Genomic DNA, 17078 nt, shown 5'->3' on the forward strand with positions numbered 1-17078 from the left:
ACTCTCCTATATTTGCACTCCCAAACGACGACAATCGGGCGGTAAAGAAAAGGGAGTTTAGCTCAGTTGGTTCAGAGCATCTGCCTTACAAGCAGAGGGTCGGGGGTTCGAATCCCTCAACTCCCACAACGAAAAAGCGCTTAGCATCACTGCTAGGCGCTTTTTTTATTTGATGTGATTACTATATTGTCTGTCCTCTTTCTCGTATTGGTACAGTTCTCCTCTTTGTGATTTTCTTTTAAGCGCTATCCCTGTAATAACAATTTGTGGTGCTCACGACCGCCGGCCTGGTAGAACGCTCACTATATAACGCAACGCCCGAACCTGTGAAGATCCGGGCGTTGCGCTGTTGAATTTTCTTAGATAGATGCTTTATGGCCGTACAAGCTTGATCTGCTGACGTTGCGTAGCCGTGCTCACCTCCAGCAAAAGCATGCCCTGCGCGGTGCCCAGGGGCAAACTCACCCGTTCCAACCAGCCCGCCTGCCGAATCGTTTGACCGTGCACCGGCTTGCCCTGCAAGTCAACCAGCTTCAGCTCCACCGACTGACCGCTCACTCCGCTGATCTCGACCTCCGCCGATGGACCCACCACCGGGTTGCCCAGCACCTTCACCGCTAAACCACGACCCTCATCCTGCGAGGCCACACGAGTACTGCCCGTGCCTGTCGGCTCAACACCGTAGAAAATGGTGCCGTTCTGATAAGCCGTGATGCGGGGGTTGAGCGTGTAGCTGCTGTTGTTGATATACGAGTAGTCATCAGGCTGGAAGAAGCTGCTGTAGTTCTCTTTGTAGACCTGCAACTCCAACGGTCCCGAATCGCCCATCGGTGCCAGATTGCCCGCGCCCCCACCGAAGCTGTACTCGATGTAGCCCGTGGCCCCCTGACGCGCCGGACTAATAGGCACATACCGCACAGTCAGATTGCCCTGACCGATGGCCACAAAGTTCTTCTGGAAGACAAGGCCCACGTTATCCTCGGTGGTTAGCCAGTAGCGCAAGGTGATGTTGCTATAGGCGAACGGGTCACGACCCACGTTTTGCAGGATCAGGTAGGGCTTGATGGTGTTGTTACCCAGCTGGCCGTTGTCAGGATCACGCGAAAGCACTTTGAGCGTAGGCGCTACTACCGTGACGGTCGCCGTGGCGGTTGGGCTGGTGCAGCCGTTGCGGGTGCAGGTGGCGGAGAAGGACTGGGTGCCCTGGCTGCTGGTGGAGACGGCCAGCGTGGTGGCGTTGCCCCCGTTCCAGTTGATGGTGCCACCTGTACAACCTGAGACGGTCAGGATCACATTACCTACGTTCTGGGAGATGGTCAGGTTGCTGACGCCTGCCGGGTAGGGATTACCCGCCTGGGTGACCATCACCGGAGCGGTGGGTACCTCCTTGACGGTAACGGTTTGGCTGGCGGAGTTGGTGCAGCTATTGTTGTCGGTGAAGCGATAAACCACCTGGCGATCCCCAATGGAAAGCATGATCGGATTGAAGACTGTCGCTGAGTTGCCGTCAATGGTAAAGCTGCCGCCTGCGGGTGAACCCAGCGGAGCTAGTGTGACTGTGGTAGCGTCCTGGCAGTAAGCGCTGGCCAGACCGGTGATGCTGACGGTTGGCAGTGCATTGATGGTGACATTCTGAGAAGCCGTGTTGCTACAGCCGCTGCTGTTGGTGTAAGAGTATACCACCGTGTGCTGCCCCACTAATAACACTGCCGGGTCTAATATGGCGGCCGTATTGCCATCGATGGTGAACTTGCCCCCCGAAGGATTACCCACGAGCGTAACTGCTGTCGCGTTTTTGCAATAGGCGCTGGCCAGACCCACAATCGTCGGATTAGGTACCGGGTTGATGGTCACCGCTGCCGACGCCACCGCCTTGCACCCACTGCCATCGGTCAGCGTGACCGAGTAGGTACCTGTGCTGCTAACCGTAACCATTGGACCGCTGGTGGGGCTGGTGCCTGTCCAGACGAAGCTAGGATTGACCGCATTGGTTGACGAAGCGGTCAGCGTAACCGTTCCACCGCAGACGGTGGTGGTCGAGGGGCTAATGCTGAGCACCAGAGCGGGTGGCTGGGTAATGGTAGCGATGGCCTGGGCGGTGGCACCGTAGGTATCGGTGACGATGGCGGTGTAGGAACCTGCGCTCAAGCCCGTGATCGTGGCGGTTCCATCGCCAGCGGGGTTACCCGGTTTCCAGTCGATGATGAAGGGAGCCGTGCCACCAGTGATAGATAGGGTAGCCGAGCCATTGGTACCGTTGTTACAAGTTACGTTAGTCCGGGCACTAATGCTGGCCGCTAGCGGGGCGGTGGTAGTAAACTGCTGGGTAGCGCCGTAGCTGGTACCGGCGCTGTTGATGGCGTAGGCGCGGGTGTAGTAGGTGGTACTGGTCGACAGGCCGGTGATCGTTTGCGAGAAGCTACCCGTTGCTGAGCCGATTTGAAGCTTGGTGGCGTTGGCGGTAGTGGGCGGGTTGTTGCTGGCGCTGTAGACGATACCCCGCTCGGTAACGGTAGCGCCCCCGTCGGCCGTCACGTTGCCGCCCAGGATGGCCGAGGTGCTGGCTACACTAGCCGGAGTAGCTGTGGTAACCGTAGGAGCCTGCTGTACTGGAACGTTTTGTACAGTCGCTGTAGCGTACCACAAATCACGCTGAAATTCCGAACACTGGCCACGAACATTCGTTGTGGAGTTATCGAATAACGTTATAATACGTCTGTCTTTTGTCATCAGACCCGAAAAGTAGTTGCCTCCCCGGGCAACATCATTTGGCGTGAAAGCGGTACCCACTGTCCAGTTGCTGCCTGACGTACCTGCCAGCTGATATGCGTAATTAAGCCGAGTGGGACTCCCCCGATCATCGTTATAAACCAAGAACTTATCCCCATTTTCGTTTATTTGCAGCGTGTGCTGCGTATAGGTTTCTCCTTTGGCATTTCCATTGATCTGACTGGTTACAAACGAGCCGGAAACGTTGGTGGTGTAGTAAAGATTGTTTTGGTAATCGGAGTGAACGATGTGTACCTTGTTGTTGGCATCGGTGTCAATTGTGTTGGTTTCAGCCTGCGCCTGATCGGTGTTCCCTTGCGCTAACAGCTGCGGTGATGACCAACTGCCCGTCGTATTAGTAACGTAGTAGAGGCTACCGTCCCTACCTGTTCCATTCGTTTCCCGCCGAAAAGAAAAGTGAGCTTTTGCGTCTCCGTCAACGGCCAGATCGAATTGGCCGATTTCATTTGAGACAGTTCCTCCATTGGAGCTTCCCGATTGAGCAAAGGCATCTTCCCCCACCCAATTACCCCCGATTAGCCGGAAGTACCGAAGCCGGTAGGTCCGGGGTGTGACTGTGGTATTGGACCGGAAGCCGACGTGTGGTTGATTTTGCTTATCTATTTCAATAACTGCATCGTATAGCGATTCATTCGCTGCACTCGCTGGCAGAATATCTACGGGTTGAAAGGACCAGTTGACTCCGTCAGCGCTAGTCCCGTACCAGACCCCGTCGTTGACTGTAGACAAGGCTATTCCCTTGAAAACAACGTGGAAACGACCAGTCTTGTCAATAGCCAGGGACACTTTATCCGCTGCGTCACCAAAGTCGGGTACTTTAACGGACGACGAAGTTCCATTCGCCGTTGTGAATGTGCTCAAGGTAGTCCAGCCAGGATTGTCCCAACGAATAAGCTTGTAGGTGGCACCGGCGCCAGCACCTTTTCGCCAAAAAGCGTAAACTTTATTATCGGCTGGATTAGTGGCAACAGCATTGAAGGGCCAGTTGCATTCTTGGCCCGCATCGACTTTGGCGGCAGTGAACGAGGACGTTTGCGCTGTGGCCATCTGAGCAAGAATGATGCAGACTAGCATGAACAGCCCGGTTGTTAATCGGCTACTCTTTCGTGACCGATTTGAAGAGACAGTAGAAATGAACATAAGCAAGTAAGTGGAAAATGTGGATTTTAGAAAAGAAATTAAACTAGCTAAACCTGCACAAGTAGAAATATGTAAATATTTGATAATAAGTACATTGATAGACGCTTCTACTTACGCAAAAAACTACATATGCGCTGATCAGGAAGAAATGACCTTGTTTAAAAGAATCATATAGCGCTATAGAATATGATCATCAATAGTGCCTCAAAAGTGGGCGTATTTTGCCCAAGCAACTATCGTAAATTGCCCAAAAACACTCCTAATTGTACCAGCGTTTTGAGTTAAGTAAGATTTCAGCGTTTGTTTAATAGTATTCTGCCAGCAGTGCGTCCTATTGCCGGCTTCTGGCTTGTGCTCACTCAGTGGCTATACTTATCGCAAACACAACTCTTCGGCCCTCATACGGTATCTCAACGAATCGATAGGCCCAACACAGCTCAACATAAAGGTTAATATGCAAGTTTGTAGGGAGTGCCGATTAGTGAATACTTGTTTTACTCTTTTAGACTGTAATCCAGTATACAAGCGTTGGCTACATGAACTGTACACCATTCATGACTATATGGAGATTGATTTCAACAAGGTATTTATCAATGACCTCGACTGGAGCTTAGCCACGCAGATTGTCATCCGAACCTTGATCATGTTTACCCTGATCCTGACCTTCTTGCGGCTATCAGGTAAAAAAGGTATTCGTCAGCTGTCGATATTTGAAGTAGCGATTATCATTGGCTTGGGTTCAGCGGCAGGCGATCCAATGTTTAACGAAGAGAACGCTATACTCCCGGCTCTGCTTGTTTTTGCGACTATTCTGCTGTTTTATCGCTCTATCACCTGGCTGGCTGCCCGTAGCGAACGCTTCGAGAGCGTGTTGGAGGGAGAGCCTGTTTACATCATTGAAGACGGCATGTTTGCTTTACTGGAAGCGAGCGATCAGATGTATGCCAAAGACGAATTCTTTTCGGAGATGCGTCAGCAGAACATCGAGCACGTTGGTCAGGTACAAACCGCTTTGCTGGAGACAAATGGTAACGTCAGCTTTTTTTATTATACCGACGATGACGTTAGGCCGGGATTACCGATTCTACCTAAAGTCTACCAGAAGAAAAGCTGTACACTTCCAGAAGCAGGGCTTTATGCGTGTACTACCTGCGGCCACGTAGAACGGATCACGCAGAGTGAACACCATTGCCAGCGGTGTAACAACACAGAATGGGTCAAAGCCATCAGCACCCGTAGAAGAACGTAAGCTGCGGTTGACTCAGGATGCCTATCTCGGAATACGTATTTTTTAAACCGCTTTGCAGTTGGCTAATTCATTGTGACAGTAAACTTCGACACCGAGGTGGTAGCGGGTATCGATTCGGATTTAGCCACGATCGGTTTGGCGGGTGAAGCATCGCCGTTTCCCGAAATACCATCTACTTCGCCCGGCCAGGTACTTTCCTGATAATTTACCGGTGGCACCGTAAGGAACTGCTTTACCTGTTTATAAAATAGCGTAAAAACTTTTGTTCCTGGCCAGCGATCTAAGGCGTAATAAGCACTAACCATTACTGCCAGACAACCGCTAAGCTGCCATATGTACGAATTTACAAACAGAGACATACGCTTTTAATTAAAGAAGTACTTTCTAACCCTGGCTTTTGGATGATGCCTTCACAAATAGCGGTAAGGCATGTAGCCAATAGTTACGAAATGCGTTTTGAACAGTTCTCTTTTAAGACTTTACGATCTTGTGGAGTCACATTAAAGCGTATCGATTGGGATTGAAGCCAGTCCAATCAAAGGCATTTTGCACTGCCTGACAAGCGGATACACGCCCTTAAAAATTGTAGTTACTCCACAACTAGAGCCAAGATCGTGCCGATATGGACTAAATATCCGGAAAGATCGGCATTTATGAACAATAGTTGTACGCCTGGTCAACAAAAACGCTCGGCCGCAAAAGCAACCAAGCGTTATTAATTCCTTCTCAATGTAAACATGCCTTAAATACATGCCTCGACTGTTTTATGTTAATTAAAGATCGATTAAATCTGAAGATCACAGCGTTCCGCATCAGTAGGCAGCATACAACCATTAATTTGGGTAGGCTACCTCAGCAATATACTCTCCTTTTCGTTACTTATTCTCCCTCTTCCATCGTCATTGACTGATGACTTGGCTGTATAACCCACTGTTTATTATCCAGCCAGGCTAAACTAAGCTGGTAGTTCGCCAAGGGTAATTGATCGGCACACATCCAGACGGTACTGGCTTTCCAGTTTGACACCCCCGTCTGCAAGTAGTAGGCCAGCTTCGTCTGGCTTCGGTTAACGGGCCATATAAACGTATGCGTACTTGACTTAACCAATAAGTAAACGTCTCGCGAGTCGAACATAGTACCGTCTGGCAAATCGCTATTGATGGATAAGCAATGAATACGCCGTTCGCCCATTACGAAACTACTATCCTGTACCAGTGGGCCAGCAATCGGTGGCAGCGAAATGGCTTTGCGAGGGTCTGTGTCTAATGGAGATGCCGGAAGTTTATACACTCCTTTCTGTACAGCAGCTTGTAATATGCTGCTGTAAAAATGGTCGTGTTGGTTTGTACTAACGGGCATTGAAATAAGCATCTTGTGCGCACGCCAGTTGTGCGTATCACTCAGCAATAATTGCCTTACGTTTCTTAGCTCACCTAAATTGACCCAGTAAGACAGGCAGTATATGATCAAGGCAATTGCTAATGCCACGCGGCTGGCCAGCAATCGGTATCTTGTTTTGAGCCAGAGTAAGGTAAGCAAATAACCGGTCGCCGTACCCATAGCAGCAAACCACAGAAAACGTGGCAGCAGTAAACTCGGATACCAGCCAAGACTCCGGGCAAACGAAATAGTCAGCAAGGTAAGCACGACGTACAGGTAGCAGGCCGAGAGCACGACAAAAGATCCTGTAATTGGTAGAGAGGAACGAATTTGACGAAGCCAGGCCGAGAAATGCAGAAGAGGTTTCTTAATGGTTAAATGTCGAATTACGGTTTGACTAATCAAAAAACCGACAAAAGCTATTTCACACAAGCCAATAGCCATTAACAGACCGATTGACCGGCTAAATAGCAAGCCTACCGAGCCGGCCATCAGAAAAAATCCGGCTATCACCCGTAAGGGATGTTTTAAATTACTTCCTATTTCGGGAGAGTGAGTTGTATGATGAACGTACACATACAACCCTAGACTTAATGCTGTAAAAATCAGCCAGACAAACAACCGAGTACGGCTTGCGGAAAGCAAAATTATCAGTAGACCAATAGCGAACACGATCAGTCCGTTCCCGTTAGAAAAGACCGAAAGAAAGGCGATTGGTAAACTCAGAAAAAAGGCTTTTTCTGACGAACGACTCATTAAATCAAACGCCAAAAAAGCAAAAAATAAGGCGGGTAGATGCTGCAAGGCACAAATAGCCCATGTAGTAGTGTTTTCGTAAAACTGAGGCTGAAAAAGTAGAAGAACTACCGGCAAAAAGTACATTGGTTTCAGACCACCACGCTGCGCAAGTCGGTATAAATTATACACCGAGCCAACAAACGTTAAGTTACCGACGATAAACAGCGTACGAAAATTCAGGCTTCCTTCAATGTAATAGTCAAGTAGAGCGGTTAGACGAGCGAACAAAATAATATGCTCGCCGTGTGGGTGGAAAAGACGGCTCAAGTAGTCGGTCAACGTCAGTTGCTTTATCTGCGAGTCGATACAATCCACCAGAAACGTGTAGTCATCAATGTAAGGTATATTAACCGCCAACCGGTAGACCATCCAAAGATGTACTAAAATAGGCAAGCTGATCGCTACATACCAAGTATAGTTTTGGCCAGCAACGCTAGTTTTATAAGGATCAGCCAGATGAAACCGATCAGGTACAGCAACCATGTTATAGTGGATAAAAGCGAAATCAGATTCAAAAAGTATTGCGTATTGATAGCTTCATTAATTGATAAATTGGCTTGATAAGAAGTGGCAAAAATCGACTAACTATAACTAGCTTAACAAAACGTATACTAATTGATTAACAAAAAATATATATTATCAATATGTAATCAATCACTGTGTATACAGTAAAAATTTATCTCAGCTTTTCATAACTATTGGGCGTAAATTATTAGCTGCAAAGTACTCAGATTATTAGTATAAAATCGAAAAATAAGTTTTTTAATTTTTATAAATCAGAAAAGCAAAAATATGCACCTATGTACTAATTGGTAAGTATTGAATTCTATGTATTGGTGACGACTATATTTACGTTGTACGCATCATTACAAATTAAAATTGATTGCATACAATGAATAAGAAAAATTTCTATTTCGCCGACTAAAAGGCATAAATTTACTGTATGAATCATAGATACAATAGCATTATATCCACGTATAGTCTTGTGAGAAAAAAAGCGGTGTAGGTATTAATTCAGAAATCAATTTTAAAGCATTAGCGGCAGCACCAGTTTCATAAAACAGCTAATGAAGTTATGGAATTAGGTTCGAAAACCGCAGGGGCGGCTCCGCCAACTCCACAACTTCATTAGTCTAAATGGCCGTTGTCTCAGCTTCGTTACAAACCTGCCCACGGGTCAATAAAGTAAGATCGTTTACTCAGTTGGGTTTCGAGTACCGAAATAGTGCAAGGTAAATTGCTCACCCGGCGCTACGTAAGTTTGTGTCGATTCATGGGCAATTTCAAACTGCTGAATTATTCCTTTCCAGTTTGGCTGACTGGCAAAATTGAATTTATAAGTGTGGAATTTCCCATCGTTAATAGCCTCGAAACGAATCGACTGGTTAGGGCTATTACGTATGCCGTTGGGAAAGCGAACCTTATTTTGATTTGGGAAAGCAGGATCGATACCATCAGGTGCCTGACCGTTTGTAACCCATGTCAGGCGTAGTGGTGCCCGTGCTCCTGTACCGGGAGAACCGCTGTAAGCCATGCGCAGGTACACTTCGTTAAAATCAGTGGCTTTCCAGCTCCCCCAGGGTGATATCAGTTTGGCGTTATAAGCGTTGTTTAAACTTTCTTTGCCAGTCAACGTAGCCTGCCAGTTATCCGTCTTGAATGGCTCTTTCTGATCATAGCCTCCGTCAAAAATAGCCCATCCATTACGCCCGTTGAATTTATTGAAAATAAAATCGGGCTGGTTGAAGCGTTCCTGCGCGTACACGTAATCTCGAATCTCCTGCTCCGTACCAACAATGTACGTGTACTCTTTGTACCACACGTTGTCCGAATCCAGATGCACCATCGGCACATGCGCTACGTAAGTATTTGTATTTCCACCCTCCCAACTTTCGTTTGCACTAATGTTGTCTACACTGTAATTAGCCAAGAAGTAGCCAGGTGAATATAAGCCGATAAACCGATTGACACCTATCTCAACCGCTTGCCAAGGTTCAGTCACACCAAAATGAGGCCCCCTGTATGTTACCGCAGTTACGTTCCCTTTACTCTCGATACCATCCGTAATGGCCGTAGCGTCATATGTAAACGGCTTATCACCATTGTAAAAATGAACCTTCCGCGCACCATTGATCATCATAAACGGCCACTCCTGCGATTCGGGTTCGTAAAACGTTTTATCCGGTCGCTGATGCGTCAGGCGCACTTTGACGTGCACTTTGTTGCCATCGAGACGGACCCATTGTTCGTAATAAAAAGGCAGTTTTCGGGCATCCTTGTGAGCCCATGACAAACTCTGTGATTTCGTGTAAATCCAGCCATTAATGAACCCATGAAACAGGATAGGCGCGGCATTGCCCCCGTCATCACCAGCCTGCAAGGGGTTATACCCAATATTTTTCCAGTTGGGTGAATCATCCGCGAAACTACGCGGCCCCCCGTACGTACCCATGCCTGACTCACGCCCGAGGTCTTTGAAGTTGATTAACTGCTGCTTTGTTACTTTATCGTAAATCTGAATGGCCGCCCCGTAATTTTTGCGAACTTCTAACTGCAACGAATTTGACTCCTGAACAGACGTAGCACCCACCAGCCGATCATTGATGACGGTTTCGTTATAGCCCGTCCAATCCGACTGCGTAGCGGGTACATCATACACAAAAGGTGCAGTGATTGGGGGCAACGTTGGTGCTGGTTTAACCGCTGGGGTCGGTTGTTCGTAGCCCGGTACGTTAATCGTGCAGCCACCAATGTTACTGGCTAGTAGATACGTCATCAGCACTGCCTGCAATCCTGAAAGTAAATAATTCATACGACGTGTTAGGCAGCTTTAACGCATTGCCGTGGCCTATACCCTTCTGTCAAAAAGATTTTATCAAAGCCGGTGGTTGGGTGCATACTTACTGATTGGCCAACTAATCAGGCAGTGTACCCTATTATCCCTACCAACCTCAACTACCAAAGATAAGTCTTAGAATTTAGTTATGCGTTAATAAATTAATGGAAAGAATAGGGTGGCCAGTAAGCTAATGGATAAGAGGAGCAGCCGCATGTGATCATTTTCGTAGACTTGTCGGCAAATCGAAAAAGAAAGAAAAATAATTGGAAAACCGTAGGAAATTGTACGCGTAAAATCACCAGCCATAAGCATCGTAAACGTTGTAACAGCCAGCAGCGGCAGGATCATAGCGAGCAGAATGTATTTTTTATAGTAAATAAGCGTTCCGATCATACTAACGATTAAAAGCCAGAAACTTTCGAAACCACTGTATAACCGAATCCCGAAACTCCTAATGGCCTCCCTCACGTGAAAAAACAGCGACGGGCCACCAATAGACATAGCGATGTGATAGTGCTTAGACAAGTAAACACGAACGGCCATATACACAACACCACCTGCAATAACGGCTAGTGCCTGCGGAGTTGGCTTCTTTACTCTAAACAGTATAGGCTGCTCACGATCTGGTCGGTACAAAGCCAGCCAGTGGTACAAAACTATATATGATGCATTGAAAAGAGTTCGCTCATCCACCCAGGCCGCCAGAAAAATAGCAGACGCAATAAAAAATGGGCGACGAAAAAAAAGAGCAGCGATTAAGAAGGCGTAACCAAACGCATCTCCGTAGGCATAAACGTCCAGATAATAAGCTGCCCCTGCATACAAACCGCTAAAACCTGCTGTGAAATAAAATGCCTGAAGCCGGTCTTGCGTATGTTCATAGACAAGACGTAAAATCATATACATCTGCGCAATACCCAGTGCTACCTGTAGCAGATAAATGGCCAGTATTGAATGGAAAAATGACCATAATACAGGTAAAAATAAACGGAGCCGCATATTAGCTTGGTGAACCGTATCCCAAATTTGCAGCTTTTGCATGAACCAGTCTGTCGTTTGGTATTCAACATCAGTCCAGAAATAGCAACACAGCTTGGGGTCAGGGTGACCATTGACAAGAGCAATAAAATTTTTTAAATAAACAAAGTGCTTTAAATCAAATCCAACATTAAAGAATACAGACCCGAGTAGTAATAACAATAATGCTTTTACTGTCCAGGCGGAGTCCGTTAAAAGCGTTCGTTCAAGATAGAGATGCAACGAATTAATAGGAGGCATGATAAAGTTTGTACTATAGATAAGGGCGCAAACATACTAGTTAAATAGGATCTAATGGATGAAATGATTTTATTTACTAGTGATCTTTTTATTAAAAGAGATAGACTTCTATTGAAGTACACCACGCTTTTATACTTGGTATTAGTGTTTTGTTAAAACGTCAATAACTGATTTGTACTATTTTTATACAGAATTAGCCAAAGGTGTACAGTTTTAGTTACAGATTATTTTCGCGCAAAAAGAATAATACATCAACAAAAATATACGATAAATTTCATTCGTAAATACCAGTTCATCAGAACAACAATTCGTTGATCATCGTACTTTTAGTATCAATCGATACCCTTTTCTGTTAAGTTTATAGCAGAAAGTTTTTTTACTCAATTGTTCTGAACCCTTTCTTTTTCGCTATGACCCTGGCTCCTTTTTATCGTTACGTTTGCTGTGCGCTTATTGGTGTACTGACCCTGAACTGCTCAAGCGACTTTCCGGCTACGGCTCCTTACACCCCACCATCCAATCCATCAGATCCAAACACACCACCGCCCCAATTCCCGCTTCCGCCAACCAAACGATTATATATTTCAAACGATAAAGTGAAATTAGGCATTGACCTCAACATGGGCGGAGCGATTACCTACCTCTCTGAAGCGAGCAGCTCAGAAAATATGATCAATAATTATGATCTGGGCCGTCAGTTACAAACATCACTTTACGCTGGCCCTTATCCTTATTCGGTGAATGGCAAAGATCCAGTCTACGTATGGCGAAATCTGGGATGGAACCCTGTGCAAACGGGCGATTATTTCAACCATCCGGCGCGTATCGTTAGTTATCAACAGAATCAAAACCAGCTGTACGTAAAAACGGTACCGCTTATCTGGCCGATTTTTGACGAACCAGCGGATTGCGTCATGGAGCACTGGATGGAACTGAAAGATAATACGGTTCATGTCAGGAGTCGGACAACGGTTTACCGGACAGATGCCACTCAGTATGAAGCCCGTACCCAGGAGGCTCCCTGCATAAACATGAATGCTCCGTGGTATCGGCTGGTGTCGTACGTAGGCTCGCAACCCTTTACCAACGGTGCCGTGCTGGAGAACACTACGGTTGATAACAACTACCGCTACGGTACCGAAAACTGGGTAGCCATTCTTAACCAGCAGGGACGCGGACTTGGCCTCTACAGAGCCAATGAGTTTCGTTTCGCGGTCAACGATTATTCGATCCCAACACGCGTAGGGGGCGAGTATGCTATTGAAAGCACGTATATGAATAGTAGCCCGTTTGCAGTTATTGATCACAATGGCCTTTATGAGTACGACTACACGTTGGTATTGGGATCGCTGGACGACATCCGGCAGTTTGCTTACAGCCAGCCACGTCCCGCAACGGCTCCGGCTTACCGATTTACGCAGGATCGGCAGGGCTGGTATTATTACAATGCCAAAGACAAAGGATGGCCCATCCAGAACGAACTAAACGTGTATTGGCAACGGGCTGATACGACCAAAGCTAATTTTCGGGTGAGTAGCCCCCTTGTTTTCTGGCGGGCGGGTGATCTTCCCAAAATGTACGTCCGGGCTGCTTTTACTACAAAAGCGACGGTTGCCAGATTGGTCTGGCGTAAGCCGGAGGACATTGATTTCTACGATGTTCCGGAGCGTTACATTGATTTTCCTATAAATGGCGACGGACAAGTTCACACGTACGAACTTTCATTGAGTGGACGAAGCGGCTGGGATGGCGTTATCAATCAGATATGCTTGCTTAACCCACAGAACAATCTGGAGAAAGGATCGATCATGCGGTTACTTAGCGTTACAGCCACTCCCAATCAGTGAGCTAGCCTCACAACAGCGCAGAAAGAACCACGTTAAAGTTCTCAGGAATCGTACAGGCGCTCGGTGCAGAGATGCATTTGAAGCGTCTTTCTTTTACCGTTCGCTTCGATAATATCCTACAAAATCGATCTAAAGATTGACGGCTCTCTCTAACTATGCTATCACAGTTAATTATTAACTATTTTACTAATAGGTTACAAATAGATACAACAGTGTAATTGTAATATTTACATCCATCTACAATCTAGATTATAGAATAGGAATATCATTTATGATTATCTCTTTTTGACTACATTTATAATTGTTTTAGTAAACTCAAAAACATATTTTACTATAAAAGGTAACTTATTAAAGTAATACATCAATCTAATTTTCAAACAAAAGCGTACATCAGGTCAGCAATTGTTGGCTGATGCTGCGACCATTATTGAAAGATTTGGTCGATAGTGATTCAATACCACACCACTGACTCCTTTTTGACAACCCAACGGCCTTACTAAAAGCCATTTAGATACAGGTGTTTATCCAATTAATGATTAACGAGAAGGCTAATTAAATGAAGCATCTTTACTGGGTATTAATTAGTCTCCTTACTGTTTCAGTGGCTTATGCTCAACGTTGTCCTCCGCTGGTTACACCTACCATTAAAATAACCCAGGTCGGATCGCTCAACAAACGGGCAAGCGCGTCATTTTGCCAGGGCGATCAGGTGCAGCTAAACGCAATTACGGGTACAGCCTCCGTTTCGGCGGTTGCGTACCAGTGGCAACGGGATGGTGTAGATATAAATGGCGCTACACGGCCAACGCTGGTCGTAAATCAATCGGGCGCTTACACCATAAGTCTACGGCAACAAGGTGTCTGCCCCGACACTACATTATCAGTCGCGACCACGATCAGCGCGAATCAGTGTGGCAGTGGCGGTCTGTTACCCATCATTGGTGGACAGTTAGAGGACTTCAACGGTAACGCCGAAGAACTGTCGGCGCTGTTGTTAAGAGCCGCTTATTTCACCAGCGCCAAGTCATTCGACAACTTTCCCCCGTCGATCAAAGCGTATGTGTACCGCAAAAAGGATAGTAGCTCAGTAGCAACCGTTATGATGGTTCGGGGCTCTGCCATCGACGGTCAGAACACCCCGTTACCGGCAGCCTGCAACGGCGATTCCTCGAGAATAAACAGCGTCGTATATTTCGGGTCGGTTAATTTTCTACCCTCAGTAAATGACCCGAAAGGCTATTTTGTCACCACCGAACCCGTCTGCTGTCGGGAAGTCAGCAATAACGTGAACGGCACGGGTCCCGTTGTGTACTATCTGGAGTTTGGGGACCGCAGCAAATACAACGTCTCCGCGCTTAAAAGCTCCTTTGGTGGTATTTTCAATGTGCCTTCGCGTATAGAAACCTGCGTCAATCAGCCTGTCCGGATCGACACGCGTGCGTATGCGGGTGTTAATTTCGACAAGATCACGTATTCCCTCACCACTCCTCTGACGGGCAATGCCACCACACCCAGGAAAGAAGTAAACTGGGCGAATGGCTACGGCGCTAACGCGTTTATGGAAAGCAGCAGTCCGTTGCAGGTCAATCCAAAAGGCGAGATTACCGGAACACCAACGAAGGTCGGTACGTATCGCTATGTCGTCAAAGCGGAACTCTACCAAGACTCGTTCAAAGGCTTTGAAATACGCCGTGAACTAGCGCTTCAGGTAAAGGAATGCCCAGCGGTGATAACGCCTAAAGTCATTGTTTCGGCGGTGGATAAGCCAGCGGAATTGGTTAAAAGTGTCATCTGCCAGGATGGAGCCGTTCAACTCAACGCCAAAACGCCGTTGCAGGATGTAGATTACCAATGGTATAAAGACAACGTCGCCATTGAGGGTGCGACAGACTCGGTGCTCGTCGCCCGACAGGCGGGACGGTATACGGTGACCGTTACCAAAGAGATGGCCTGCCCAAGATCGGCCACTTCAGCACCAGTTTCTGTCTCGATCAGTCCAAATCCAACCGTCAATCTAACGATAAATAATGCAGCCGGAGCGTTGTGCAACGGAAATTCGTTTACAATCACGGCTACTTCATCGGCTACCGCAACCGGCACCCTCTTCCGCTGGCAACGCGATACGTCAGTGATTGCGAGTGAAATAGGCTCTTTTTACAAGACCAACTTAGCGGGTGTTTATAGCGTTACGGTTACTGATGCGAACGGATGCACCGGTCACTCCACCCCGTTACCAGTCACGCTGAACGAGCCGCCCGAAGCGTCCATTCTTACAACTGCCACCGGTTTTTGTCCAGGAAATTCGCTTCGTTTACAAGCCAATACGGGCAATGGATTAACGTATCAATGGCAACGGAACGGGACACCCATCAGCGGGGCTACATCGGCGACCTACGAAGCGGGTACCGCTGGCCTGTACAGCGTTCTCGTTGGAAATGTAAATTCCTGTACCACCCTATCGGGACTTAAAACAATTTCAGCGTCAACAGTGCCCACGGTCAAACTTAGCGGGCCTACCCAGCTTTGTCGTGGACTGAATGTCAGGCTAACCGCCATAGCCAGCGAATCATCATTGCAATACACCTGGCTCCAGAACGAAACCGTTATAACCGGTGCTCAGGCCACCACATTGGCCGCAAAAAGCGGAGGAATTTACCAGGTTCAGGTCACAAATGCCAACGGATGCTCAGCCGTATCAGCCAACTGGTCTTTGACGGAAGTAGACAAACCAACGGTTTCGCTGGATTCAATTCTTCCTTTCTGCGGAACGGATAACGCGCCCGTACTACTAACAGGAACGCCAGCGGGGGGAATCTTCAGCGGGAACGGGGTATCGGGCAATCAGTTCTGGCCAGAACAAGCCGGAATAGGCGCGCACGAGGTAACCTACACTGTTACCGGAAATACGGCTTGCCCGGTCATAACTGCGCAACGAACGGTGCTTGTCCGGGCGTTGCCCGCTCTGGATTTACCCACCGACCTAACGATTCAGCCCGGCGCATCGGCTAGCTTACCAGGTCCGGTCAATACGAACTATCGATACAGTTGGAGTCCGTCTGCTGGATTAGATAATGCGTCCATTGCCCGCCCGACTGCTTTTCCTGCTTCCAGCACCTTATACACGCTGACCGTTCGGGATCAGTTTGGTTGTCAATCGGCAGATAGTATGATTGTCTACGTTGAATCGCGCTTGTATATCCCGGATGCATTTACACCAAACGGCGATGGTAACAATGACGTTTGGGTACTGCGCAACATAGAAAAGATCAAGAATGTAGAAGTAACGGTATTTAACCGCTGGGGAACCGTTGTTTTTCATTCAATCGATTACGAAACGCCGTTCGACGGAAAAGACTTACCCAATGGGGCCTATGCTTACGAAATCAACTACGGCGAGCCCAGAAAACGATTGACAGGAACAGTTATGATACTGCGCTAACAAGGGGCAATAATTATCTCACAGGGGCTTATCATCTAAGCAAACGCAGTCAGGTTTATAAACGTGTCTTGTTTACTTCCCCACTGTGCTAGCGTCGATTTTCGATGCCGCGGAGAAACGGCACTAGCATTGACCGTGTCACGCCATCAATTGCGTTAAACAGGATTAGGCCCTTAAATGCAGTCTTTTGCTGTGGTGTCGGTTTCTCAAAACCGACATTGATACAAGCCGCAAAGTGTCGGTTTTGAGAAACCGACACCACAACAAGACCAATATCGCCATGAACCAACTAATTGGGAGTCAGTACTCATCCGCTGT

The 17078-nt window shown here is 47.3% G+C and carries 8 protein-coding genes and 1 tRNA gene; 4 read left to right on the forward strand and 5 right to left on the reverse strand.

Annotated features, from left to right (window positions below; all coding sequences use genetic code 11):
* Positions 1-51 precede the first annotated feature (51 nt).
* Positions 52-126: transfer RNA gene (locus tag M0L20_RS05535), tRNA-Val, on the forward strand.
* A gap of 246 nt (positions 127-372) precedes the next feature.
* Here M0L20_RS05535 and M0L20_RS05540 read toward each other — a convergent pair.
* Positions 373-3864, reverse strand: a complete 3492-nt coding sequence (locus M0L20_RS05540; RefSeq protein WP_248476028.1) for a cellulose binding domain-containing protein — start codon at positions 3862-3864, stop codon at positions 373-375.
* A gap of 628 nt (positions 3865-4492) precedes the next feature.
* On the opposite strand from M0L20_RS05540, the gene M0L20_RS05545 reads away from it, so the two are divergent.
* Positions 4493-5179, forward strand: coding sequence for a DUF421 domain-containing protein (locus tag M0L20_RS05545; RefSeq protein WP_248476029.1), 687 nt, complete (start codon positions 4493-4495; stop codon positions 5177-5179).
* A gap of 62 nt (positions 5180-5241) precedes the next feature.
* On the opposite strand, the gene M0L20_RS05550 is transcribed toward M0L20_RS05545, so the two are convergent.
* The 4 genes from M0L20_RS05550 to M0L20_RS05565 all read right to left on the reverse strand — a co-directional run bounded on the left by M0L20_RS05550 (position 5242) and on the right by M0L20_RS05565 (position 11237).
* Complete coding sequence (locus M0L20_RS05550) at positions 5242-5538, reverse strand: hypothetical protein (protein ID WP_248476030.1); 297 nt, start codon at positions 5536-5538, stop codon at positions 5242-5244.
* Between the two features lie 520 nt (positions 5539-6058).
* Complete coding sequence (locus M0L20_RS05555) at positions 6059-7726, reverse strand: hypothetical protein (protein WP_248476031.1); 1668 nt, start codon at positions 7724-7726, stop codon at positions 6059-6061.
* 826 nt (positions 7727-8552) lie between these two features.
* A complete protein-coding gene (locus M0L20_RS05560; protein ID WP_248476032.1) occupies positions 8553-10169 on the reverse strand; it encodes a hypothetical protein in 1617 nt (538 codons plus the stop codon).
* Positions 10170-10346: 177 nt separating this feature from the next.
* Complete coding sequence (locus M0L20_RS05565) at positions 10347-11237, reverse strand: hypothetical protein (RefSeq protein WP_248476033.1); 891 nt, start codon at positions 11235-11237, stop codon at positions 10347-10349.
* A gap of 647 nt (positions 11238-11884) precedes the next feature.
* Between M0L20_RS05565 and M0L20_RS05570 the strand changes: the two genes are divergently transcribed.
* Positions 11885-13321, forward strand: coding sequence for a hypothetical protein (locus M0L20_RS05570; protein ID WP_248476034.1), 1437 nt, complete (start codon positions 11885-11887; stop codon positions 13319-13321).
* A 556-nt stretch (positions 13322-13877) separates the two neighbouring features.
* Positions 13878-16760 carry a T9SS type B sorting domain-containing protein gene (locus M0L20_RS05575; protein ID WP_248476035.1) on the forward strand — a complete coding sequence of 961 codons (2883 nt, stop codon included), beginning with the start codon at positions 13878-13880 and terminating at the stop codon, positions 16758-16760.
* Positions 16761-17078: the final 318 nt, after the last annotated feature.

It is taken from the genome of Spirosoma liriopis (assembly GCF_023196085.1).
Lineage (GTDB): Bacteria > Bacteroidota > Bacteroidia > Cytophagales > Spirosomataceae > Spirosoma > Spirosoma oryzicola.